This is a genomic window from Pseudomonas sp. LG1D9 (assembly GCF_002949995.1).
Classification (GTDB): Bacteria; Pseudomonadota; Gammaproteobacteria; order Pseudomonadales; family Pseudomonadaceae; genus Aquipseudomonas; species Aquipseudomonas proteolytica.
On sequence record NZ_CP026881.1, the window covers coordinates 266,447 to 288,756 of the forward strand.

The following is a 22,310-nucleotide window of genomic DNA, read 5'->3' on the forward strand; positions in this document are numbered from 1 at the left end:
TATCGGCCTCACTGATGGCTGGCATAACAACAAACAATTTGATTGATGACAAGCCAAACTGCAATTTATGTCCCGTAGCTTCATCCCACTGCTTTGCGAGGACATGAGAATGAGTACTGCCGCGCCGATCCTGCTCACACCGGGGCCCCTGACCACCTCCGCCCGCACCCGTCAGGCCATGATGGTTGACTGGGGTTCGTGGGATGACCGCTTCAACCAATTGACCGCCAGCCTCTGCGAGCAACTGCTGGCGATCATCAACGGTGGCGACAGCCATCACTGTGTGCCCTTGCAGGGCAGCGGCACCTTCGCCGTCGAAGCCGCCATCGGCACCCTGGTGCCACGGGATGGCAAGGTGCTGGTGCTGATCAACGGAGCCTACGGCAAGCGGCTGGCGAAGATCTGCGAAGTGCTCGGCCGCCCGTTCAGCACCTTCGAGACCGCCGAAGACCAGCCCACCACCGCCGCTGATGTAGATCGGCTGTTGCAGGCTGACAGCACCATCACCCATGTCGCCCTGATCCACTGCGAAACCAGCACCGGCATCCTCAACCCGCTGCCGGAGATCGCCCAGGTCATCCAGCGCCATGGCAAACGCCTGATCATCGACGCCATGAGCTCCTTTGGCGCGCTGCCCATCGACGCGGCCCAGGTGCCGTTTGACGCCCTGATTGCCGCTTCCGGTAAATGCCTGGAAGGCGTGCCGGGCATGGGTTTTGTCTTTGCCAAAAAACAAGCGCTGGCCGCCGCCCAAGGCAACAGCCATTCCCTGGCCATGGACCTGTTCGACCAGCACGCCTACATGGCCAAGACCGGCCAATGGCGCTTTACCCCGCCGACCCACGTAGTGGCCGCCTTGCATGAAGCGCTGCTGCAATACAACGAGGAAGGTGGCTTGCCGGCCCGTCACCAGCGCTATGCCGCCAACTGCCAGACGCTACTGGACGGCATGGCCGAACTGGGCCTGCGCAGCTTCCTGCCCGCCGCGATCCAGGCGCCGATCATCGTCACCTTCCACGCGCCGAGCGATCCGCGCTACCAGTTCAAGGACTTCTACGAGCGGGTCAAGGCCAAGGGTTTCATTCTGTATCCGGGCAAATTGACCCAGGTCGAAACCTTCCGCGTCGGCTGCATCGGCCATGTCAACCAGGCAGAGATGCAAGCGGCAGTGGCGGCGATCGCCCAGGCGCTGCAAGAGATGTGTAGGAGCGAGCTTGCTCGCGAAGTGGGTTAACGATAACGCGGGCGGCCTGCTTCACAGCGGCGCCCTCAGGTTTTTCGCGAGCAAGCTCGCTCCTACAAAAAACGCCCCATTAGCCATAGGATTTTTACCATGAACTATCAGAACCCCAACACCCTGCAGGCCGCCATCCTTGACTGGGCCGGCACCGTGGTCGACTTCGGCTCATTCGCCCCCACGCAGATTTTTGTCGAGGCGTTTGCCGAGTTCGACGTCCAGGTGTCCATCGAAGAAGCCCGTGGCCCGATGGGCATGGGCAAGTGGGACCACATCCGCACCCTGTGTGATCAGCCGCAAGTGGCCGAGCGCTATCGCAAAGCCTTCGGCCGTACGCCGACCGACGCTGACGTGACCGCCATCTACGAGCGCTTCATGCCGCTGCAGATCGAGAAGATCGCCGAGCACTCGGCGCTGATTCCCGGCGCCCTGGAGACCATCGCCGCACTGCGTGCGCAAGGGATCAAGATCGGTTCCTGCTCGGGCTACCCCAAGCAAGTGATGGACAAGGTGGTCGAGTTGGCTGCCACCAACGGCTACATCGCCGACCACGTCGTCGCCACCGACGAAGTACCCAATGGCCGCCCATGGCCCGCCCAGGCCCTGGCCAACGTGATTGCCCTGGGCATCGATGATGTGGCGGCCTGCGTGAAGATCGACGACACCGTGCCGGGCATCCTCGAAGGCCGTCGCGCCGGGATGTGGACGGTGGCGCTGACCTGCTCGGGCAACGCCCTGGGCCTGACCTACGAGCAGTTCCGTGCGCTGGACCCGGCGACACTGGCCAGCGAGCGCAAGCGCATCGAAACTCTGTTCGCCGGCTCGCGCCCGCACTACCTGATCGACACCATCACCGACCTGCCCGGCGTGATCGCCGACATCAATCAGCGCCTGGCCCGCGGTGAAATGCCGCAAGCTGCCTGATCGAGATCAATACATCGCCCCTCACTCGGGCAAACCTTGCACAACAGGGTTAGGCTGAAGGGACTCCGTCGCCAAAGAACGGAGGTTTGCCCCTGATGAGTGAGGAACGACGCAATGCCGTGGAAAAACAGCGAGTCCCGTTACAGTACGATGTCCATCGCCCTGCACTGGCTGATGTTGGTGCTGCTGGTGGTGGTCTACGCCACCATTGAATTTCGCGGGATTTTCCCCAAAGGCAGTGGCGGGCGCACGTTAATCAAAGAACTGCACTTCATGTTCGGCCTGACCATCTTTGTACTGGTCTGGCTGCGCCTGTTTGCGCGCAGCCTGGGCGTGGCGCCGAAAATCCTGCCGGCCCCACCGCAATGGCAAGCCTTGCTGGCGACGCTGATGCACGTGGCGCTATATGTGTTCATGATCGGCATGCCGATCTTCGGCTGGCTGATCGTCAGTGCCGCAGGGCATTCAGTGTCGTTCTACGGCCTTGAGTTGCCGCCCCTGATCGGCGAAAACAAAGACTTGGCCAAGCAGATCGAAGGCTGGCACGTGCTGGGTGGCACTATCGGCTACTGGCTGATCGGCCTGCATGCGGCGGCGGGTCTGTACCACCACTATTTCATGCGCGATAACACCGTGTTGCGCATGTTACCCAAGCGTTAATCCGCAAAACCCCGGCGGCCTTGCAGGCCGCCGGTGTGCACAAAGATCAAGCGAGTGCCGGGAGCGAAGCGCCCGGCCTCGATCTGCTGCTTGAGCGCCAGCAGCGCCTTGCCGGTGTACAGCGGCTCCAACGGAAGGCCGCAGGCCTGTTCGGTAGTGGCGATAAATTCAAGCAATGGCTGATCGACCTTGGCAAAACCGCCACGGCTGGCATCCAACAGTTCATACCCGCCCTGCACAATGGCCTGCACGTTCTGCGCGACGCCATGATCATCCGGGACCGCCATTGCCCCAAACACAGGATGGCCGCCCGCCTCCGCCAGGACCAACCCCGCCAGGGTGGTACCAGTGCCGGCCGCCAGCCACCAGGCGTCGTAATCGGCCCAACCCAGGGTGTGCAACTGCGTCCGTACCTGCTCCAGCAACACGCCACAACCCAACGCCCCGGTCATTGCGCCGCCGCCTTCGGGCACAGGATGCAGGTGCGGGTAGCGCTCGCGCCAAGGCAACCAGAAGCCCGGCTCATGGCGCGCGCGGTAGCCGCCATAGCCCAACCAGTGCAGGTGCATGCCGAACGCTTGCAGGTCGAAAACAGTCGGGGTGTCTTGCGGGTGCCCACGCAACAGGCCGACGGTGGCAAACCCGAAGCGTTTGCCGGCCGCCGCCAGGGCATGCAGGTGATTGGAGTAGGCGCCGCCCAGGCTGATGATGCCGCTGGCACCCGCCTGTTGCGCCTGGGCCAGGTGCCCGGTGAGCTTGAACCACTTGTTGCCGCTGATCAGCGGGTCGATGCGGTCCAAGCGCAACACGGCCACCTCGACGCCGTTCAGCCAATCCAGCTGCAAGGGTTCGAGGGGAGCCAGGGGAAGCCAATCGAAAGGACCCATCAGGGCACGTCTGCATGAAAAAAGGAGCGGTAGTCTAACACCGCCCCTTCCCCGGTCTTACAGCTCGGCGGCGAGGCGCGAGCCCTGGTTGATCGCACGCTTGGCATCCAGCTCGGCGGCCACATCGGCACCGCCGATCAGGTGCACGTTCTGGCCAGCGGCGACCAGGCCGTCCTGCAGTTCGCGCAGCGGGTCCTGGCCGGCGCAGATGACGATGTTGTCCACCGCCAGCACTTGGGGCTCGCCCTCGGCGCCAATACGAATGTGCAGGCCTGCGTCGTCGATCTTCAGGTACTCGACGCTATTGAGCATCTGCACCTGCTTGTTCTTCAGGCCGGTACGGTGGATCCAGCCGGTGGTCTTGCCCAGGCCGTCGCCGACCTTGGACGTCTTGCGCTGCAGCAGGAACACTTCACGGGCCGGCGCATGGCGCTCGGGCTTGATCCCGGCCACGCCGCCACGGGCTTGCAGTTGGGTGTCGATGCCCCATTCTTTCCAGAACGCCTCGCGATCCAGGCTGGTGGACACGCCTTGGTGCACCAGGAATTCCGACACGTCGAAACCGATGCCGCCGGCGCCAATCACCGCTACACGCTTGCCCACCGGCTTGCGTTCGAGGATCACGTCCAGGTAACTCAACACCTTGGGGTTCTCGACGCCCGGGATCGCCGGGGTACGTGGCGCGATGCCGGTGGCGAGGATGATCTCGTCATAACCGCCCGCCACCAGTTGCTCGACGTCCACGCGGGTGTTGAGGCACAGCTCGACATGGGTGGTCTGCAACTTGCGTTTGAAATAACGCAGGGTTTCGAAGAACTCTTCCTTGCCCGGCACACGCTTGGCGATATTGAACTGGCCGCCGATCTCGCTGGCAGAATCGAACAAGGTCACCTGATGCCCGCGTTCGGCGGCCACGGTGGCAGCCGCCAGGCCTGCAGGGCCGGCACCGACTACCGCGATCTTCTTGATCTGCTTGACCGGCAAATAATTGAGTTCGGTCTCGTAGCAGGCGCGCGGGTTGACCAGGCAGGTGGTCAACTTGCCACCGAAGGTATGGTCCAGGCACGCCTGGTTGCAGCCGATGCAGGTGTTGATTTCGTCGGCACGGCCAGCGGCGGCCTTGTTGACGAACTCTGGGTCGGCCAGGAACGGCCGGGCCATGGACACCATATCGGCATCGCCCTCGGCAAGAATCTGTTCGGCCACTTCCGGGGTGTTGATACGGTTGGTGGTGATCAACGGAATCTGCACCGCGCCGCGCAGCTTGGCCGTGACCTTACTGAATGCGCCCCGCGGCACTTTGGTGGCGATGGTCGGGATGCGCGCTTCGTGCCAGCCGATGCCGGTATTGATAATCGTCGCGCCCGCCTGCTCGATGGCTTTGGCCAACTGGACAATTTCTTCCCAGGTGCTGCCGCCTTCCACCAGGTCGAGCATCGACAGGCGGAAGATAATGATGAAGTTGGGCCCCACGGCTTCGCGCACCCGACGCACGATTTCCACCGGCAGGCGCATGCGGTTTTCGTAGGCGCCGCCCCAGCGGTCGGTGCGATGGTTGGTGTGGGCGGCGAGGAACTGGTTAATGAAATAACCTTCCGAGCCCATGATTTCCACACCGTCGTACTCGGCGACCTGGGCCAGTACCGAGCACGTCACAAAGTCACTGATCTGCTTTTCGATGCCTTCCTCGTCCAGCTCCTTGGGCTTGAACGGGTTGATCGGCGCCTGGATCGCGCTCGGCGCGACCTGCTTGGGGCTGTAGGCATAACGGCCGGCATGGAGGATCTGCATGCAGATTTTGCCGCCCGCCTCGTGCACCGCCTGGGTCACGATCTTGTGCTTGAGCGCTTCGGCTTCGGTGGTCAGTTTGGCGGCCCCGGAATACACCCCGCCTTCATCGTTCGGACCAATGCCGCCGGTAACCATGAGGCCTACGCCGCCACGGGCACGCTCGGCGAAATACGCGGCCATGCGCTCGAAGCCACCTGGCTTTTCTTCAAGACCGGTGTGCATCGACCCCATCAGGGTGCGATTGCGCAAGGTGGTAAAACCCAGGTCCAACGGGGCCAGCAGGTGCGGGTAGGCAGCAGCGGTCATGGTACAGCTCCACAACGGATCATCACGGGACGTGGCAGGCTCGAATGGCCGGCCATCGGTTTATGTCCCACAGACTAAGAGCCATGCCCCCACCGCTCAATGACTGAAACTGACAAGTTATTGATCCAAATGCGCAACGCCCCTTGGCAAGCGTGGCGACGCGCCCTACCCTAGAGGCGAACCCTGCTTACGGCCTGTTGTCTGTTCCCCCATGCGTAAATTATTTGCTTTGACCTTCACCATGGCCCTGGTCGCCGCCGTTTCCGCCTATCTGGTCTGGACCCAGGAGCGCCCCGTGGGGCATTACCTGTCGGACCTGAGAATCAACCTGGCCGTGAACGAGGGCGTTCCCGCCGATCACGGCAATCTGCTGGGCATCCAGCCCGAGTTGTTCCCCGCCGATTACCAGAGCCTGGAGCGCTTGCACCTCAAGCTCTCGGCCTATCTGCGCAATGCCCGGGACATGGGGCTGATCAATGACAAAACCATTGTGGTGTTGCCGGAACATGTCGGTACCTGGTTGATGGTCAGCGGCGAAAAAAACGAGCTGTACCAGGCCACCAGCCTCAAGGAGGCAATGAACTGGTTGTCGGCCAGCAATCCATTGCTATTTATGCGCGCACTGATCAGTGCCCAGGGCGATAACCGTATCGACGATGCCTACCTGCGCATGAAGGCACCGGCCATGGCCCGCGATTACCAGGTGCTGTTTGGCGGACTGGCCAAGGAGTTCGGGGTGACGCTGGTGGCCGGTTCCATCGCCCTGCCCAACCCCAGCATCAGCCAGGGTCAACTGCAGGTCGGCCATGGTGCGCTGTACAACACCAGCCTGGTGTTCGACCGCGACGGCCTGCCGCTGGGCCAACCCCAGCGCCAGCTCTACCCGATCTTCGATGAGCGCGGTTTTATCGCCCCGGGCGACGAAAACGCGATCAGCGTGATCGACACCCCGGCCGGGCGCCTGGGCATCCTGATCGGCAGTGACAGCTGGTATCCGGACAATTACCGCAAACTCAACGAATTAGGCGCGCAACTGGTGGCGGTACCGGCCCTGGTGATTGGCCGGGATACCTGGGACAAGCCGTGGCGCGGCTTCAAGAGTGTCTCCACGCCACCGGAAGTCAGCCTCAAGCCCGAAGAACTCAGCGAAGGTGAAGCCTGGCATCGCCTGAGCCTGATCAGCCAGGCCCCCATCAGCCTGGCCGGTGCGGGTATGAGCGTGTTCATGCGCGGACAGTTCTGGGACCAGGGCACCAGCGGCCAGAGTTTTCTCAGTACCCAGGGACAAGTCTTCGCCGACGGCAACGCGCGTGGTGCGCGTTTGCTGAACGTGTGGCTGTAAACCCATGAAACCGGCACCGATGCGCCTCGGTGATTTATCGGTGGGCATCGTGCACACCCTGGCCGACGCGATCCTCAGCCATGGCCTGGACCCGCAGCCACTGCTGTTGCAATACGGCCTGGACCCAGCACGCTTGAGTGAACCCGGTGCACGCCTGTCAATCCCGCGCTATATGCGCCTGGGCCACGCAGCCATCCAGTTGACCGGCGATCCCGGCCTGGGCCTGCGCATGGGCCAACTGAGCCGCATGAATCAACTTGGCCTGGCCGGCGTCACTGCGGCCCAGGCGCCCAACGTGCGCGAAGCCGCGCGTACCTTGACCCGCTTCGAGGCGCTGTACGGTGCCAATTACCGTGGCCAGTCCAGCTTTCATGAAGACGCCGGGGGCGCCTGGCTGCGGTTCTATTCCATCAGCCCCTATAACGCCTATAACCGCTTTGTCGTGGACTCGATTCTCGCCGGTTGGCTACAGCAGATGGCAACCTTGTGCCAGCAGCCGGTCGTGGCCGAACGGATCGAGATCGAATTCGCCACCCCCGACTACAGTGCAAGCTACAGCGTGCTGGGCGATTGCCCAATCCAGTTCGGCGCTGAGCTCAATCAACTGCGCTTGAGCCAACACAGCCTGGCCCAGCGCAACCCGCAGCATTGCCCCAGTACCTGGAACCTGCTGTTGCAGCTGTGTGAAAGGGAATTGGAGCAACTGACCCGCACCCGCAGCCTGCGCGAGCGCATCACCCGCTTGCTGGGGCCGATGCTCAATGGCGGCCGGGAACCCGACCTGGAAGAAGTGGCGGCGCGCCTGAAACTGCCGACCTGGACCTTGCGCCGCAAACTGGCCGAGGAAGGCACGCAGTTTCGCGCCATTCTCAACGACACCCGCCGCGACCTGGCCATGACCTACATTCGCGACACGGAACTGGCGTTTGGGGAAATCGCCTATCTACTGGGTTTTGCCTCAGCGGAAGCCTTTCAACGGGCTTTCAAGCGCTGGAACAGCCAGACCCCAGGGGAATTTCGCCGCAGTCAGCGGCATTCCGCCTGACGCCTGCCTACAGCTCGGTGGCGTCGTCGGACGGATCCAGCGGATCAAGTTCGAATGCCTGATACTCCAACAGCTCTTCTTGATAATCGTCCATCGTCGACTCCTTGTGTAATCAAAGCAGGTGGCTTAAGTGACCCGCATCACCAGCCTAAAGTGCCGTCGTGACGAAAAAAAGACAGGGTCATGACGTTCCTGAGCTTGAAGATTAAACGTAGCAGCCATCAATGGATTTAACGCCTCGAGCTAAACGACCTGGGTTATTGGCCGGTGGTCGGCAACGCTGGAATCACCTCTGTTGGCGCGGGCAGCACAGGCGTGGTCGGCGCTTGAGCTTCTTGCGGAGCGGGCTGTGGCGTAATCGGCGCCGCCTCCACTGGTGGCGCAAGCGGTTCCGAGACCGCTGGCGCAACAGGCGTAGTCGGCACATCTTGCGGCGCGTCAACCTTGTCCACTGCAGGCGCGGGCTTGGGCTCCGGCACACCGAGGTCAGCCTTGGGCGCCTCTGGAATGTGTTCGGCAGCCTTCACTTCCTGGGGCAGGAACACGTCCACCAAGGCAAAGTAGCGGTCATAGAACTTGGGCGAAGTGACCGTCTCGCTGGCCACCTTGACCATCGAGTCGTCGGTGGAGCCGATCGGCATCGATACCGAACCGAGTACACCCACCCCCAGGCTGGCGGAGTTGTTGACCTTCTTCAGCGCATAGCGATCCTGCAGGGCGTTGGCAAACATGGTCGCATGATGCTCGCCGCTGCCGTCTTCGGCACATACCACGTTGAAACTGATCTGCAGATGGGTCTCACCGGTCTGCTGGAAACTTTTGTTACCGCTCACCAGCTTCGGGTCGCTGCTGGTGATGATGTAGCCCTGGCTGAGCAACGCCCGGCGTGCCGCTTCGCAGGCCGCGACATCGCTGACCGGGTAGTTGCGCGAAAACGTACCGGAGTCGTCGAAGTTCTCATGTTCGTAGATAGCGGTCTTGGGCGACGAGCAGCCCGTGGCGCCTGCCAGCACCAGCGCGAGCGCAAGGCCACGCAAGTGAAATGAAGTCGACATTGATGATCCTGAGGAAAACGGTCAGGGCGGTATTGTGCAACAGATCACGGGGTGCGCGCGCGGATTCCTGTCGGTAAAACGCCAGCGACCGGCTCGACGTGCGATACGGGAAAAAGCCTGGCGCTCATATGGTCGATAAACACCCGCAGTTTCGCCGAAGCATGCCGGCTCGACGGCCAGAGCATCCAGAAACTGCCGCTGTGTTCCAGATGCTCGTCCAGCACCCGCTGCAAGCGGCCCTGCGCGACGGATTCGCGAACCATGAAGTCCGGCAGGCAGGCGATCCCCAGGCCTTCATGGACCACATGGTTAAGGGACTCGATAGTGGTACTGACCAAGGGAGTGCGCAACACCGGTTCGGGTTCACCCGGTAGATAACGCAGTGGCCAGGCTTCCAGCTTACCGGTGGCGCAGAACTTATGGCGCAGGCAGGCGTGGTGGTTCAGATCCGCAGGACAAACCGGCGTGCCATGCAGTGCGAAGTACTGCGGCGATCCCACCAGCACCAACCGATAATGCCCCAGCAACCGGGCCGTGAGCCGCGAATCCTCGGGCTTGCCGGTGCGCACCACGGCATCGAAGCCTTCCTCGATCACGTCCACCATGCGGTCGGAGAAGTCCACATCCAGCTCAATCTCTGGATAGGCCCGCATGAACTCGCTCAGCACCGGCATCAACAGGCCTCGGACTTGCGGCAAGCTGACGCGCAATTTTCCACGCGGTGTGGCCGCCGCCTCCGTCAACTCCTGCTCCGCCGCTTCAACCTCGGCCAGGATGCGCCGCGAGCGCTCGAGAAACAGCGCGCCCTCGGCCGTCAGCGTGATACTGCGGGTGCTGCGGTGAAACAGCCTTACACCCAGGCGCTGCTCCATGCGCGCAATGCTTTTGCCCACGGCCGAGGAAGACACCCCCAGTACGCGACCAGCCTGAGTAAAGCTGCGGGTTTCCGCGACCTGCACAAACACCGAAATACTGCCCAGGCTGTCCATTATCCCTTCCCGCTGATTACGGACATGAACGTCCGATAAGTTCGGAACCTTAGCCTATTTTTCCGAGGGGTTCAGCCCCCTACTCTGCCCCCGATGTCCTGATGCCTTGAATACGGAGCCGAGCCACATGAATGACTGCAGTACACCGCAATGCCTGCCCAGCCGACGCGAACGATTACCCCTGGCGGGCCTGCTCGCGCTGGCGACCGCCGGTTTCATCACCATCCTCACCGAGGCGATGCCTGCCGGCCTGCTGCCACAGATGAGCGCCGACCTGGGCGTCAGCGAGGCGCTGGTCGGTCAGTTGGTCACGGTATACGCCCTTGGCTCGTTGCTGGCGGCCATTCCCCTGACCATCGCCACCCGTGGCTGGCGCCGCCGCCCCTTGCTGCTGATAGCGATCGGCGGTTTTGCGCTGGTCAACAGTGTCACGGCGCTATCAGACCTGTATTGGCTGACCCTGGTCGCGCGGCTGCTGGCTGGCATCTTCGCCGGCTTGCTCTGGGCACTGCTGGCCGGATATGCCAGTCGCATGGTCGCGCCGCACCTGCAAGGCCGGGCGATTGCCGTGGCAATGCTGGGCGCGCCGCTGGCGCTGTCCCTTGGAGTACCTGCCGGGACATTTCTGGGCACGGCGGTAGGCTGGCGGTTGAGCTTTGCAATCATGACCGCACTGACCGTGCTGCTACTGGTGTGGGTGCGCTGGCAGGTGCCGGACTTTGCCGGACAAAGGGCGCAACAGCGCCTGGGCTTGCGTCAGGTCCTGCACTTGCGTGGGGTGCGTCCGACGTTGTGGGTGACGTTTACCTATGTGCTGGCACATAACATTCTGTACACCTATATCGCACCGTTTCTGCTGCCTGCCGGGCTTGCCGCTGACATTGACCAGGTGTTGCTGGTATTTGGCCTGGCTGCGCTGATGGGTATCTGGATCGTCGGCCTGTTGATAGACCGCCTGCTGCCGGCCTTGCTGGTGATCAGTTGCGCGCTGTTTGCGGCTGCCGCGTTGGCCTTGGGCCTCTGGACCGCGTCTACCGAAGTCGTCTACCTGTCAGTGGCCATCTGGGGCCTGGCATTTGGCGGCTTGCCTGCCTTGCTGCAAACCGCCCTGGCCAAGTCGGCAGGTGACTCGGCGGACGCTGCACAGTCGATGCTGGTAACGGTGTGGAACCTGGGGATTGCCGGCGGAGGGCTGCTAGGCGGCGTACTGCTTCAGGGATGGGGCGTGATGTCGTTTCCCTGGGTGATCGCGGGCTTGGCCATGTTGGCATTGATCGCAACCTTACAGACCCGAAGCGCCCAGTAAGGTAGGAGCGAGCTTGCTCGCGAAAGACGTTAACGATAAAGGGGGCTTGCTGGGTATATGCGGCGCTCTCAGGTTCTTCGCGAGCAAGCTCGCTCCTACATCAGCTTGGCGGGGCTGATGAGCAGGCAAAAAAAGACCCCGGCTTTCAGGCCGGGGTCTTTTTTTGAAGCGGTATCACACCATCAGAAACGCTTGATGTCAGCCTTGGCTTCCAGTTCCTTGCGGAACGCAGCGAAGTCCTGCTGGCCAACCCGCGAAGCGAGGAAGCGACGGTATTGCTCCTTCTCTTCATCGGTCGGCGCAGCCCCTTCGTTGACGCTGTTCAAGCGCACGATCATCAAGCTGCCATCTGGCAGGGTCACGTCGGCAAAGGTTGGCTTGTCTTTCGCCGCGGGCTTGGGCATGCGGAACAGTGCCTGCAACACAGCCGGCTCGACGCCGTCCTGACCGCGGGTAGCGGCTTCGGTGACTTTCCAGGCCTGGCCATCAACCGCCTGGTCCAACGCCAGCTTGCCATCGCGCAGGTTGGCGATCAGCTCATCGGCATGGGTCTTGGCCGCAGCGCTTGCGCGCTCCTTGGTCAGTTGGGCACGGATGGCAGTCGCCACGCTTTCCAGCGGCAGTTGCTCCGGCTTGCGGTGCTCCTTGGCGCGCAGGACGACGATGGTTTCCGGATCCAGCTCGATGGCGGTGCTGTTGGCACCCTCATCCAGCACTTCAGGGCTGAAAGCGGCCTGGATCACAGCACGATTGGCCGCGATGCCTTCGCCACCTTCACGGCCAAACGGCGCGGAGGTGTGTACGGTCAGCTTCAGGTCCGACGCCGGCTGGGCCAGGTCGGAGGCTTCGAAAGCCGCATCTTCCAATTGCTTGGTCGCCTCGACAAAACGCTGCTCCACTTGCTGGGTCTTCAGCTCACGGGTCAGCTTGTCTTTCAAGCTGGCGAACGAAGGCACTTCTGGCGCTTCAACACCCAGCAGCTTGATCAGGTGCCAGCCGAAGCTGGAACGCACCGGTGCCGAGACCTGGTCCTTGTTCAAGGCATACAGGGCGCTTTCAAACTCAGGATCGTAGACGCCAGGGCCCGCGAAACCCAGATCGCCGCCATTGTTGGCCGAACCAGGATCCTGGGAGAACTCCTTGGCCAGGGCCTCGAAGCTCTCGCCCTTGGCCAGACGCGCCTGGACTTCTTCGATCTTGGCCTTGGCTTGCGCCTCGGTGACCTTGTCGTTGACTTCGATCAGGATGTGCGCGGCACGACGCTGTTCAGCGAGGTTGGCGGTTTCTTTCTCGTACAGGGCCTGCAGCTCATCGTCCTTGACCGTTACCTGGTCAAAGAACGAAGCCTTCTTCAGCTCCAGGTAGTCGATGACGACCTGGTCCGGGGTCATGAACTCCTTGGCGTGCTGGTCGTAGTAAGCTTTGACCTCGTCGTCAGTGAGCTTCACGGCAGCCGGGTCGGCCTTGATACTAACGGTGGCGAAATCACGGGTCTGTTTTTCCAGACGCGCGAAGTTCAGCACTTCCTGGTCGGTAACAAAACCGCTGCCGGCAATGCCTGCGCGCAGTTGGCCGATCAGCATTTCCTGGGTCAGCATCTGACGGAATTGCATACGGCTGTAGCCCAGCTGACGGATCACCTGGTCGAAGCGTTCAGCGCTGAACTTGCCGTCTTCCTGGAACTCCGGGGTCTGCAGGATCACTTGGTCCAGTGCAGCTTCCGAGAAGGAGAACTTCGAATCGGCCGCGCCTTGCAGCAGCAGCTTGCGGTCGATCAGGCCCTTGAGGGCCGCTTCGCGCAGCATTTTTTCATCCAGCAAGGACGCGTCGAAGTCCTTGCCCAGTTGTTGCATCAGCTGCCGACGTTGCATGTCGACGGCCTGGCTCAGCTCGTTTTGACTGATTTCTTCACCATTGACCTTGGCCGCGTCCTGGCTGTTGGTCGTAGCCTGGAAAATGGCCTCGATACCGGTGAAGGCCATCAATACAACGATGAGCCCGATAATGGTCTTGGCAATCCAGCCTTGTGAATTGTCCCTGATATTCTGCAGCATGCGTCCCCCAGAAACGGTTGAACTTCAAAATTAGGCAACCGTGGAGCGTGGGTAGAATCCGGATAGAAGAAAGGCGCATCCGAGGATGCGCCTTCTCGTAACTGGCGGAACGGACGGGTATTGAACCCGCCCCCCGGCTTAGCGACCCAATGGATATTCAGGTCTGTTGCCGCTCCGCTGCCAGGCCAGACCTGCGTCCAGCCCGGATAGGCAAAGGCTTGAGCGAAGCTTAGTTGACGGCTTCTTTCAGGGCTTTACCGGCTTTGAAACCGGGTTTCTTGGCAGCAGCGATTTGCAGTGCTTTGCCAGTCTGTGGGTTACGGCCAGTGCGAGCTGGACGATCGGTCACAGAGAAAGTACCGAAACCTACCAGTACCACGGAGTCGCCGGCCTTGAGAGCGCCAGTGACGGATTCGATTACTGCGTCCAGCGCACGGCCAGCAGCAGCTTTCGGGATATCAGCAGATGCAGCGATAGCATCAATCAGTTCCGACTTGTTCACTCTAAGTCCCCTTATATCTATTGAGTATGATTCTAAGTTTTTTGGTGAAAGCAAAAACCAGTGCTGAATGGCCTACAGGCACTTATAAGAGCCGCTTTATAACAAGGGCTCTAAAAAGCTGTCAAGGAAGCCACCAGGCTTAAACGTATTAATGCGTGCTAATTCTTTCCTTAGAGTCAGTCTCGCGTTTTTCGTCCTTCGCGACTATCTCGGGAGCCACATCCGGCAAGGGCTCCGGCGCGTATTGCAGCGCAATTTGCAGGACCTCGTCAATCCATTTAACCGGTTTAATCTGCAGATCCTGCTTAATATTGTCAGGAATTTCCTTCAAGTCGCGAACATTCTCTTCCGGAATGATCACCGTCTTGATACCGCCACGGTGTGCAGCCAGCAGTTTTTCCTTCAGGCCGCCAATGGCCAATACTTGGCCGCGCAGGGTAATTTCCCCGGTCATGGCCACATCGGCACGCACCGGGATGCCGGTCAGGGCTGATACCAGGGCCGTGCACATGCCTACGCCAGCGCTGGGGCCGTCTTTGGGGGTGGCCCCTTCCGGCATGTGGATGTGGGTGTCGTGCTTCTCGTGGAAGTCCAGGGGGATCCCCAGGCTCCGCGCGCGGCTGCGCACCACGGTCTGCGCGGCGGTGATGGATTCGACCATCACGTCACCCAAAGAACCGGTCTTGATCAGTTGCCCCTTGCCCGGGATCACCGCAGCTTCGATAGTCAGCAACTCGCCGCCGACCTGAGTCCACGCCAGGCCAGTCACCTGCCCTACCTGGTCCTGCTGCTCGGCCAGGCCGTAGCGGAATTTACGCACGCCCAGGAAGTGCTCCAAGGCATCGGCCGTGACTTTCACGGAGAAGCGTTTTTCCAGGGCATGTTCCTTGACCGCCTTGCGGCAGATCTTCGCCAACTGGCGCTCCAGGCCCCGTACACCAGCCTCGCGGGTGTAGTAACGAATGATGTCGCGGATCGACTCAACGTCGAATTCGATCTCGCCCTTTTTCAGGCCGTTGGCCGAAATCTGCTTGGGCGCGAGGTACTTGACGGCAATATTGATCTTCTCGTCTTCGGTGTAACCCGGCAGACGAATCACCTCCATCCGGTCCAGCAGGGCTGGAGGGATATTCATGGAGTTGGAGGTGCACAGGAACATTACGTCGGACAGGTCGTAGTCGACTTCCAGGTAATGGTCGTTGAAATTGTGGTTTTGCTCGGGGTCGAGCACTTCCAGCAAAGCCGACGCCGGATCGCCACGCATATCGCTGCCCATTTTGTCGATTTCATCGAGCAGGAACAGCGGGTTGCGCACCCCAACCTTTGTCATTTTTTGAATCAATCTTCCCGGCATCGAACCGATGTAAGTCCGGCGATGACCGCGGATTTCCGCTTCATCACGCACACCACCAAGGGCCATGCGCACGAATTTACGGTTTGTGGCATTGGCGATCGACTCAGCCAGCGAGGTTTTACCCACGCCAGGAGGACCTACCAGGCACAACACCGGGCCACGAATTTTCTTCACGCGCTTCTGCACGGCGAGGTATTCGAGGATGCGTTCCTTGACCTCCTCCAGGCCGTAGTGATCGGCGTCGAGGATATCTTCGGCACGCGCCAGGTCCAGGCGCACCTTGGTCTGGGCTTTCCACGGCACCTGCACCAGCCAGTCGATGTAGGAACGAACCACGGTGGCTTCGGCCGACATTGGCGACATTTGCTTGAGCTTGTTCAGCTCGGCGGTGGCTTTGGTCAACGCGTCTTTTGGCAGGCCGGCGGCATCGATGCGCTTTTTCAGCTCTTCGATTTCGTTATGGCCTTCTTCGCTGTCGCCGAGTTCTTTCTGAATGGCCTTCATCTGCTCATTCAGGTAGTACTCGCGCTGACTGCGCTCCATCTGCTTTTTGACGCGACCGCGAATGCGCTTCTCAACCTGCAACAGATCGATCTCGGCATCCAGCAACGCCAGGACGTGCTCGACCCGGGTAGACAGGTCAATAATTTCGAGGATGTCCTGCTTCTGCTCGATCTTCAGCGCCATGTGCGCGGCCATGGTGTCGACCAGGCGGCTTGGCTCATCAATGCTGTTGAGGGAGGACAGGACTTCAGCCGGGACTTTCTTGCCCAGTTGCACGTATTGCTCGAACTGGGACAGCAGGCTACGCACAAAGACTTCGGATTCGCGCTCAGGCGCTTCGACTTCGTCGATCAACGCCACTTCTGCACGCAGGTGGCCATCCACCTCCATGAAGCGCTCGACCGCACCGCGCTGCTCACCTTCGACCAGCACCTTGACGGTGCCATCCGGCAGCTTGAGCAATTGCAGAACAGTGGCAATGGTGCCGACACGATACAGGGCGTCTTCGCCTGGATCGTCATCAGCCGGATTTCTCTGGGCCAACAGCAGGATCTGCTTGTCGCCCGTCATCGCGGCCTCGAGGGCTTCGATAGACTTCTCGCGCCCCACGAACAGCGGGATAACCATGTGCGGATACACAACCACATCACGCAATGGCAGGAGAGGCAATTCAATGGTTGTCTTCATGATTTCGCCTCTATGACAGATGAAAGTAAGCTTGAAACCAAGATGGGGGCTGCGTGTAAAAAAAACAAGCTCAATGCTGGCAGTTACACACAGTAAAAATTCTTATGAAAAACAAAGGGGCCCCTAGAGGCCCCTTGTTTGTACCGAAACTGCGAAACGCTTACGCGTCTGGCGCAGCCTTGGCAGCCGGCTCACTGTTTTCGTAGATATACAGTGGCTTGGACTTACCTTCTATAACGCTTTCGTCGATCACCACTTTACTCACCTCGGACTGCGAGGGGATTTCGTACATGGTGTCGAGCAACACGCCTTCAAGGATCGAACGCAGACCGCGTGCGCCAGTCTTGCGCTCCAGTGCCCGCTTGGCCACCGATTTAAGCGCGTCAGCACGGAACTCGAGGTCTACACCTTCCATTTCGAAGAGCTTGGCGTATTGCTTGGTCAGGGCGTTCTTCGGCTCGGTGAGGATCTGAATCAGAGCAGCCTCATCCAACTCGTCCAACGTGGCCAGGACCGGCAGACGACCAACGAATTCCGGGATCAGACCGAACTTGACCAGATCGTCAGGCTCGACTTCACGCAGGGACTCGCCCACCTTCTTGCCTTCTTCCTTGCTGCGCACTTCTGCACTGAAACCGATGCCGCCACGGGTGGAACGGTTTTGAATAACCTTTTCCAGGCCGGAGAACGCACCGCCACAGATAAACAGGATGTTACGCGTATCAACCTGCAGGAATTCCTGCTGCGGATGCTTGCGACCACCTTGGGGCGGTACGGAGGCGACCGTGCCTTCAATCAGCTTCAGCAGGGCTTGCTGCACGCCTTCACCGGAAACGTCCCGGGTGATCGACGGGTTGTCGGACTTGCGCGAAATCTTGTCGATTTCATCGATATAGACAATACCCATCTGGGCCTTCTCTACGTCGTAGTCGCACTTCTGCAGCAGTTTCTGAATGATGTTCTCGACATCTTCACCCACGTAGCCAGCCTCGGTGAGGGTGGTGGCGTCGGCGATGGTGAACGGAACGTTCAGCAGGCGAGCGAGGGTTTCTGCAAGCAGGGTTTTACCCGAGCCTGTAGGACCGATCAGCAAGATGTTGCTCTTGCCGAGTTCGACCTCGTCACCTTTCTTGTCACGCTGGTTCAAGCGCTTGTAGTGGTTGTACACCGCTACGGCCAGAACCTTCTTTGCACGCTCTTGACCAATCACGTACTGGTCAAGGATGCCGCTGATTTCTTTAGGCGAAGGCAATTTATGCGCGCTGCTTTCGGCCTGTGCTTCCTGCACCTCCTCACGGATGATGTCATTGCACAGGTCGACGCACTCGTCGCAGATAAAGACCGAGGGGCCGGCAATCAATTTGCGCACTTCATGCTGGCTTTTGCCACAGAAGGAGCAATAGAGCAGCTTGCCGTTGTCCTCGCCGTTGCGGGTGTCAGTCATTCGTTCGATCCAAATCCGATAGGCTTGCAACACAAGATGAAGGCTTATGCGGGCTTTTTCAAGCCCGCCAGTGGTCGGACATGCCGACCAGCCCTATTTTGAGCGGCTTATATTAAGCGGGGCGCTTGTCGATCACGGCGTCGATCAGCCCGTATTCACGCGCGGCCTCGGCACTCATGAAGTTGTCGCGGTTGGTATCACGCTCGATTTCTTCCAGGGTGTGCCCGCTGTGCTTGGCCATCAGCGTGTTGAGACGCTCACGGATAAACAGGATTTCCTTGGCGTGGATTTCGATGTCCGACGCCTGGCCCTGGAAACCGCCCAATGGCTGGTGAATCATCACACGCGAGTTAGGCAGGCAGAAACGCTTGCCTTCGGCACCCGCTGTCAGCAGGAATGCACCCATGCTGCAGGCCTGGCCGATGCAAGTGGTGGATACGTTCGGCTTGATGAACTGCATGGTGTCGTAGATCGACATGCCCGCTGTCACCGAACCGCCTGGGGAGTTGATGTAGAGATGGATGTCCTTGTCCGGGTTTTCCGCTTCAAGGAACAGCAGTTGCGCACAGATCAGGTTGGCCATGTAGTCCTCTACCGGACCAACCAGAAAGATCACTCGCTCCTTGAGCAGGCGCGAGTAGATGTCATAGGCGCGTTCGCCACGAGCAGATTGCTCGACAACCATCGGGACCAGGCCGCCTGCGGCCTGGATATCAGAGTTCTGCTGAATATACGAATTACGGAACATGCTCTGCAGTTACTCCCAAATAGTCATGTCTTGAATACGCATAAGCCAGCGCGAGGCTGGCTTATGGGTGTATTTTCAAACGAGTTGGACAATCAGTCGGCTTGTGCTGCTTCAGCCGGCTTGACTGCTTCTTCGTAAGAGACCGCTTTGTCGGTCACCTTAGCCTTCTGCAGAACAGTATCCACAACTTGTTCTTCCAGCACAACCGAACGGACTTCGTTCAGTTGCTGGTCATTCTTGTAGTACCAAGCCACAACCTGCTCAGGCTCCTGGTAGGCCGAAGCCATTTCCTGGATCATTTCGCGAACGCGGTCTTCGTCAGGCTTGAGGTCGAATTGCTTGACCACTTCAGCCACGATCAGGCCCAGCACGACGCGGCGCTTGGCTTGCTCTTCGAACAGCTCGGCCGGCAGTTGGTCAGGCTTGATGTTGCCACCAAACTGCTGAACAGCTTGTACGCGCAGGCGATCCACTTCGTTGGACAGCAGAGCCTTAGGCACTTCGATCGGGTTGGCAGCCAGCAGACCGTCCATGACCTGGTTCTTGACCTTGGACTTGATGGCCTGGCGCAGCTCACGTTCCATGTTCTTGCGAACTTCGGCGCGGAAACCTTCGATACCGGTTTCCTTGATACCGAACTGGGCGAAGAACTCTTCGTTCAGCTCTGGCAGCTTAGGCTCGGAAACGCTGTTGACCGTCACGGTGAACTCGGCGGCTTTGCCAGCCAGGTCCAGGTTCTGGTAGTCAGCAGGGAAAGTCAGGTTCAGAACGCGCTCTTCGCCAGCTTTAGCGCCAACCAGACCGTCTTCGAAGCCCGGGATCATGCGGTTGGAACCCAGAACCAGCTGGGTACCCTTGGCCGAGCCGCCAGCGAAGACTTCGCCGTCAACCTTGCCCACGAAATCGATGTTCAACTGGTCTTCGTTCTGGGCAGCGCGATCGGCCACTTCAAAACGAGTGTTCTGCTTGCGCAGGATTTCCAGCATGTTGTCCAGGTCGGCATCAGCCACTTCGGCGCTCAGGCGCTCGATTTCGATACCTTCGAAACCAGCGACGGTGAACTCTGGGAACACTTCGAATACGGCAACGTATTCCAGGTCCTTGCCAGCTTCCAGGGACTTAGGCTCGATGGAAGGCGAACCAGCCGGGTTCAGCTTTTGCTCGACAACAGCTTCGTAGAAGGAAGCCTGGATCACGTCGCCTACGGCATCTTGACGCGCATCAGCACCAAAACGGCGCTTGATTTCGCTCATTGGCACTTTGCCTGGACGGAAACCAGCGATCTTGGCCTTCTGGGCAGTCTGCTGCAGACGCTTGTTGACCGCAGTCTCGATGCGCTCTGCCGGCACGGTGATGCTCATGCGGCGCTCGATAGCAGTAGTATTTTCAACAGAAACTTGCATGGATATTCCTCGTTGCACAGACGTTAGCCGGCCGTTTCCGACCCAAGAATCAAGGGCATGCATTCTAGTGGGTCAAACTCAAGAAGTCACCCTACTGAAAACGGGTAAAAAAACAGCAGGCATTTTACAGGTACGAATGCACGAATGCTCCTCGCCCCAGTGACAAATACAGCCAATCACGCCAGGGCTCTGTGCCAACCCTTCTATATATAGAAGAAGTCACCAACCATCTCCCTGGCTGCCGACCTTGCACACAAGGCCGACGGGTAGCACGGCATCATCGAGAAACAAAAATACGACGAAACGCCCCACCCCTGCGACCCAAAACCTGCAGTCGCCGAATACGCAAACCGCTAAAACAAAAAAGGCGCCAGACTGTTAAATCTGGCGCCTTTCGGAATATGGGGTGGACGAAGGGGATCGAACCCTCGACAACGGGAGTCACAATCCCGTGCTCTACCAACTGAGCTACGCCCACCATATTGCGTGACAAAGAAGCCAATTGTCTTCTCTGTTAAGCACCAACCCTGCCCATGGCAAGGGTGACGCTGTATTTGGTGCGGATGAAGAGACTCGAACTCTTACGCCTCGCGGCGCTGGAACCTAAATCCAGTGTGTCTACCAATTCCACCACATCCGCGGCTTGAAGCTTTTTAAAACAAAGGCGCCAGACCGTTAAATCTGGCGCCTTTTCAAATATGGGGTGGACGAAGGGGATCGAACCCTCGACAACGGGAGTCACAATCCCGTGCTCTACCAACTGAGCTACGCCCACCATCTTGCGCTACTTGTGCCAAAGCTGCCTAATGGCGCACCCGGCAGGACTCGAACCTGCGACCATCCGCTTAGAAGGCGGATGCTCTATCCAGCTGAGCTACGGGCGCCTGATTAATCTGTACTCTTGGAGGACTACAAACTAAATGCTTCCAGCCTTACACAATAAAACGACTATTGCGCTCGACCTTCTTAACCAGTGCTAGGCTGTGCCCGACAAGTGCGACGAATAGTATAGACGCCCCCAGGGGCCGTCAAATCTTTTTTGAAAAAAATTCATTTTATTTAAGGGGTTAGGGGAATTTGCAGACCAAGCGCCTTTGCCCTCACGTCCTGGCGTGCGAGAATGCGCGCACTTTTCCTCCCCCTCTCGATGGTTAATCACGCGTAATGACTGCACAACTTATCGACGGCAAATCAATCGCCGCCAGCCTGCGCCAGCAGATCGCCAAACGTGTCGCCGAGCGTCGCAAGCTTGGCCTGCGCACGCCGGGGCTCGCGGTGATCCTGGTCGGCAGCGATCCTGCCTCCCAGGTTTATGTCTCGCACAAGCGTAAAGACTGTGAAGAGGTCGGCTTTATTTCCAAGGCCTACGACTTGCCTTCCGATACCACCCAACAGGCCCTCACCGACCTGATCGATGGCCTCAACGACGATCCGAACATCGACGGCATCCTCTTGCAATTGCCGCTGCCGGAGCATCTGGACGCCTCGCTGTTGCTGGAGCGCATCCGCCCCGACAAGGACGTCGATGGCTTCCACCCTTATAACGTTGGCCGCCTGGCCCAGCGCATCCCCCTGCTGCGCCCCTGCACGCCAAAGGGCATCATGACCCTGCTGGAAAGCACCGGCGTCGACCTTTATGGCCTCGATGCAGTGGTCGTGGGTGCGTCGAACATTGTCGGTCGCCCGATGGCCATGGAGTTGCTGCTGGCCGGCTGCACCGTGACCGTCACCCACCGTTTCACCAAGGACCTGGCAGGTCACGTCGGGCGTGCCGACCTGGTCGTGGTCGCCGCGGGCAAGCCGGGCCTGGTCAAGGGCGAGTGGATCAAGGAAGGCGCCATCGTGATTGACGTCGGCATCAACCGCCAGGACGACGGCAAACTGGTGGGCGACGTGGTGTATGAAACGGCCCTGCCCCGTGCCGGCTGGATTACCCCGGTGCCAGGTGGTGTTGGCCCGATGACTCGTGCCTGCCTGCTGGAAAACACCCTGTACGCAGCCGAAACCCTGCACAGCTAATAACCCGCCGCACTAAAAAAGCCCTGCCTTATGGCGGGGCTTTTTATTGCCCG

The 22,310-nt window shown here is 59.8% G+C and carries 17 protein-coding genes, 4 tRNA genes and 1 pseudogene; 8 read left to right on the forward strand and 14 right to left on the reverse strand.

Annotated features, from left to right (window positions below):
- Nucleotides 1-109 precede the first annotated feature (109 nt).
- From C5F71_RS01220 to C5F71_RS01230, 4 genes and pseudogenes are all read left to right on the forward strand, one after another.
- Entirely contained in the window at nt 110-1,234 is a 1,125-nt protein-coding gene (locus tag C5F71_RS01220; protein WP_029298395.1) for a 2-aminoethylphosphonate--pyruvate transaminase, read from the forward strand.
- A pseudogene (locus C5F71_RS29165) lies at nt 1,215-1,301 on the forward strand (outer membrane lipoprotein carrier protein LolA); the annotation flags it as partial. The gene C5F71_RS01220 and the pseudogene C5F71_RS29165, both read left to right, overlap by 20 nt.
- A 32-nt stretch (nt 1,302-1,333) precedes the next feature.
- A complete protein-coding gene (phnX, locus tag C5F71_RS01225; RefSeq protein ID WP_029298397.1) occupies nt 1,334-2,161 on the forward strand; it encodes a phosphonoacetaldehyde hydrolase in 828 nt (275 codons plus the stop codon).
- 114 nt (nt 2,162-2,275) lie between these two features.
- On the forward strand, nt 2,276-2,821 hold the full coding sequence (locus tag C5F71_RS01230) for a cytochrome b (protein ID WP_029298399.1): 546 nt from the start codon (nt 2,276-2,278) through the stop codon (nt 2,819-2,821).
- Here the strand turns inward: C5F71_RS01230 and C5F71_RS01235 are convergent.
- Both C5F71_RS01235 and C5F71_RS01240 read right to left on the reverse strand, forming a co-directional pair.
- Nucleotides 2,818-3,708 carry a 1-aminocyclopropane-1-carboxylate deaminase/D-cysteine desulfhydrase gene (locus C5F71_RS01235; protein ID WP_104910415.1) on the reverse strand — a complete coding sequence of 297 codons (891 nt, stop codon included), beginning with the start codon at nt 3,706-3,708 and terminating at the stop codon, nt 2,818-2,820. The genes C5F71_RS01230 and C5F71_RS01235 overlap by 4 nt on opposite strands.
- Nucleotides 3,709-3,765: 57 nt before the next feature.
- Complete coding sequence (locus C5F71_RS01240; protein ID WP_104910416.1) at nt 3,766-5,805, reverse strand: NADPH-dependent 2,4-dienoyl-CoA reductase; 2,040 nt, start codon at nt 5,803-5,805, stop codon at nt 3,766-3,768.
- 211 nt (nt 5,806-6,016) lie between these two features.
- Here C5F71_RS01240 and C5F71_RS01245 point away from each other — a divergent pair, with 211 nt between their 5' ends.
- A complete protein-coding gene (locus C5F71_RS01245) occupies nt 6,017-7,147 on the forward strand; it encodes a carbon-nitrogen hydrolase family protein (RefSeq protein WP_092239028.1) in 1,131 nt (376 codons plus the stop codon).
- 4 nt (nt 7,148-7,151) lie between these two features.
- On the forward strand, nt 7,152-8,192 hold the full coding sequence (locus C5F71_RS01250) for an AraC family transcriptional regulator (protein WP_092239026.1): 1,041 nt from the start codon (nt 7,152-7,154) through the stop codon (nt 8,190-8,192).
- 257 nt (nt 8,193-8,449) lie between these two features.
- Here the strand turns inward: C5F71_RS01250 and C5F71_RS01255 are convergent, their stop codons facing one another.
- Nucleotides 8,450-9,247: a DUF2242 domain-containing protein gene (locus C5F71_RS01255; RefSeq protein WP_104910417.1), complete on the reverse strand. Its 798-nt coding sequence runs from the start codon at nt 9,245-9,247 to the stop codon at nt 8,450-8,452.
- 44 nt (nt 9,248-9,291) lie between these two features.
- The gene (locus C5F71_RS01260) at nt 9,292-10,236 is read right to left on the reverse strand and encodes a LysR family transcriptional regulator (protein WP_104910418.1); all 945 of its coding nucleotides are present in this window, start codon (nt 10,234-10,236) and stop codon (nt 9,292-9,294) included.
- A gap of 127 nt (nt 10,237-10,363) precedes the next feature.
- On the opposite strand from C5F71_RS01260, the gene C5F71_RS01265 reads away from it, so the two are divergent.
- Nucleotides 10,364-11,542 (forward strand): MFS transporter, encoded by a 1,179-nt coding sequence (locus C5F71_RS01265; RefSeq protein ID WP_104910419.1) that lies wholly within the window; start codon nt 10,364-10,366, stop codon nt 11,540-11,542.
- Between the two features lie 182 nt (nt 11,543-11,724).
- On the opposite strand, the gene C5F71_RS01270 is transcribed toward C5F71_RS01265, so the two are convergent.
- The 10 genes from C5F71_RS01270 to C5F71_RS01315 form a co-directional block, all read right to left on the reverse strand.
- On the reverse strand, nt 11,725-13,596 hold the full coding sequence (locus C5F71_RS01270) for a SurA N-terminal domain-containing protein (protein ID WP_104910420.1): 1,872 nt from the start codon (nt 13,594-13,596) through the stop codon (nt 11,725-11,727).
- A 229-nt stretch (nt 13,597-13,825) separates the two neighbouring features.
- Nucleotides 13,826-14,098 carry an HU family DNA-binding protein gene (locus C5F71_RS01275; protein ID WP_003174819.1) on the reverse strand — a complete coding sequence of 91 codons (273 nt, stop codon included), beginning with the start codon at nt 14,096-14,098 and terminating at the stop codon, nt 13,826-13,828.
- A 148-nt stretch (nt 14,099-14,246) separates the two neighbouring features.
- The gene (gene lon / locus C5F71_RS01280; RefSeq protein ID WP_029298416.1) at nt 14,247-16,643 is read right to left on the reverse strand and encodes an endopeptidase La; all 2,397 of its coding nucleotides are present in this window, start codon (nt 16,641-16,643) and stop codon (nt 14,247-14,249) included.
- Nucleotides 16,644-16,803: 160 nt separating this feature from the next.
- A complete protein-coding gene (clpX, locus tag C5F71_RS01285) occupies nt 16,804-18,087 on the reverse strand; it encodes an ATP-dependent Clp protease ATP-binding subunit ClpX (RefSeq protein WP_029298419.1) in 1,284 nt (427 codons plus the stop codon).
- A 112-nt stretch (nt 18,088-18,199) separates the two neighbouring features.
- Complete coding sequence (gene clpP / locus C5F71_RS01290; RefSeq protein WP_029298421.1) at nt 18,200-18,835, reverse strand: ATP-dependent Clp endopeptidase proteolytic subunit ClpP; 636 nt, start codon at nt 18,833-18,835, stop codon at nt 18,200-18,202.
- A 92-nt stretch (nt 18,836-18,927) separates the two neighbouring features.
- Nucleotides 18,928-20,238: a trigger factor gene (tig, locus tag C5F71_RS01295; protein ID WP_029298423.1), complete on the reverse strand. Its 1,311-nt coding sequence runs from the start codon at nt 20,236-20,238 to the stop codon at nt 18,928-18,930.
- A 402-nt stretch (nt 20,239-20,640) separates the two neighbouring features.
- Nucleotides 20,641-20,716 (reverse strand) — tRNA-His (locus C5F71_RS01300).
- Nucleotides 20,717-20,793: 77 nt separating this feature from the next.
- Nucleotides 20,794-20,878: transfer RNA gene (locus tag C5F71_RS01305), tRNA-Leu, on the reverse strand.
- Nucleotides 20,879-20,937: 59 nt separating this feature from the next.
- A tRNA-His gene (locus C5F71_RS01310) sits at nt 20,938-21,013 on the reverse strand.
- A 32-nt stretch (nt 21,014-21,045) separates the two neighbouring features.
- A tRNA-Arg gene (locus C5F71_RS01315) sits at nt 21,046-21,122 on the reverse strand.
- 280 nt (nt 21,123-21,402) lie between these two features.
- On the opposite strand from C5F71_RS01315, the gene folD reads away from it, so the two are divergent.
- Nucleotides 21,403-22,257 (forward strand): bifunctional methylenetetrahydrofolate dehydrogenase/methenyltetrahydrofolate cyclohydrolase FolD, encoded by an 855-nt coding sequence (folD, locus tag C5F71_RS01320; RefSeq protein ID WP_029298425.1) that lies wholly within the window; start codon nt 21,403-21,405, stop codon nt 22,255-22,257.
- The last annotated feature ends 53 nt before the right edge of the window (nt 22,258-22,310 follow it).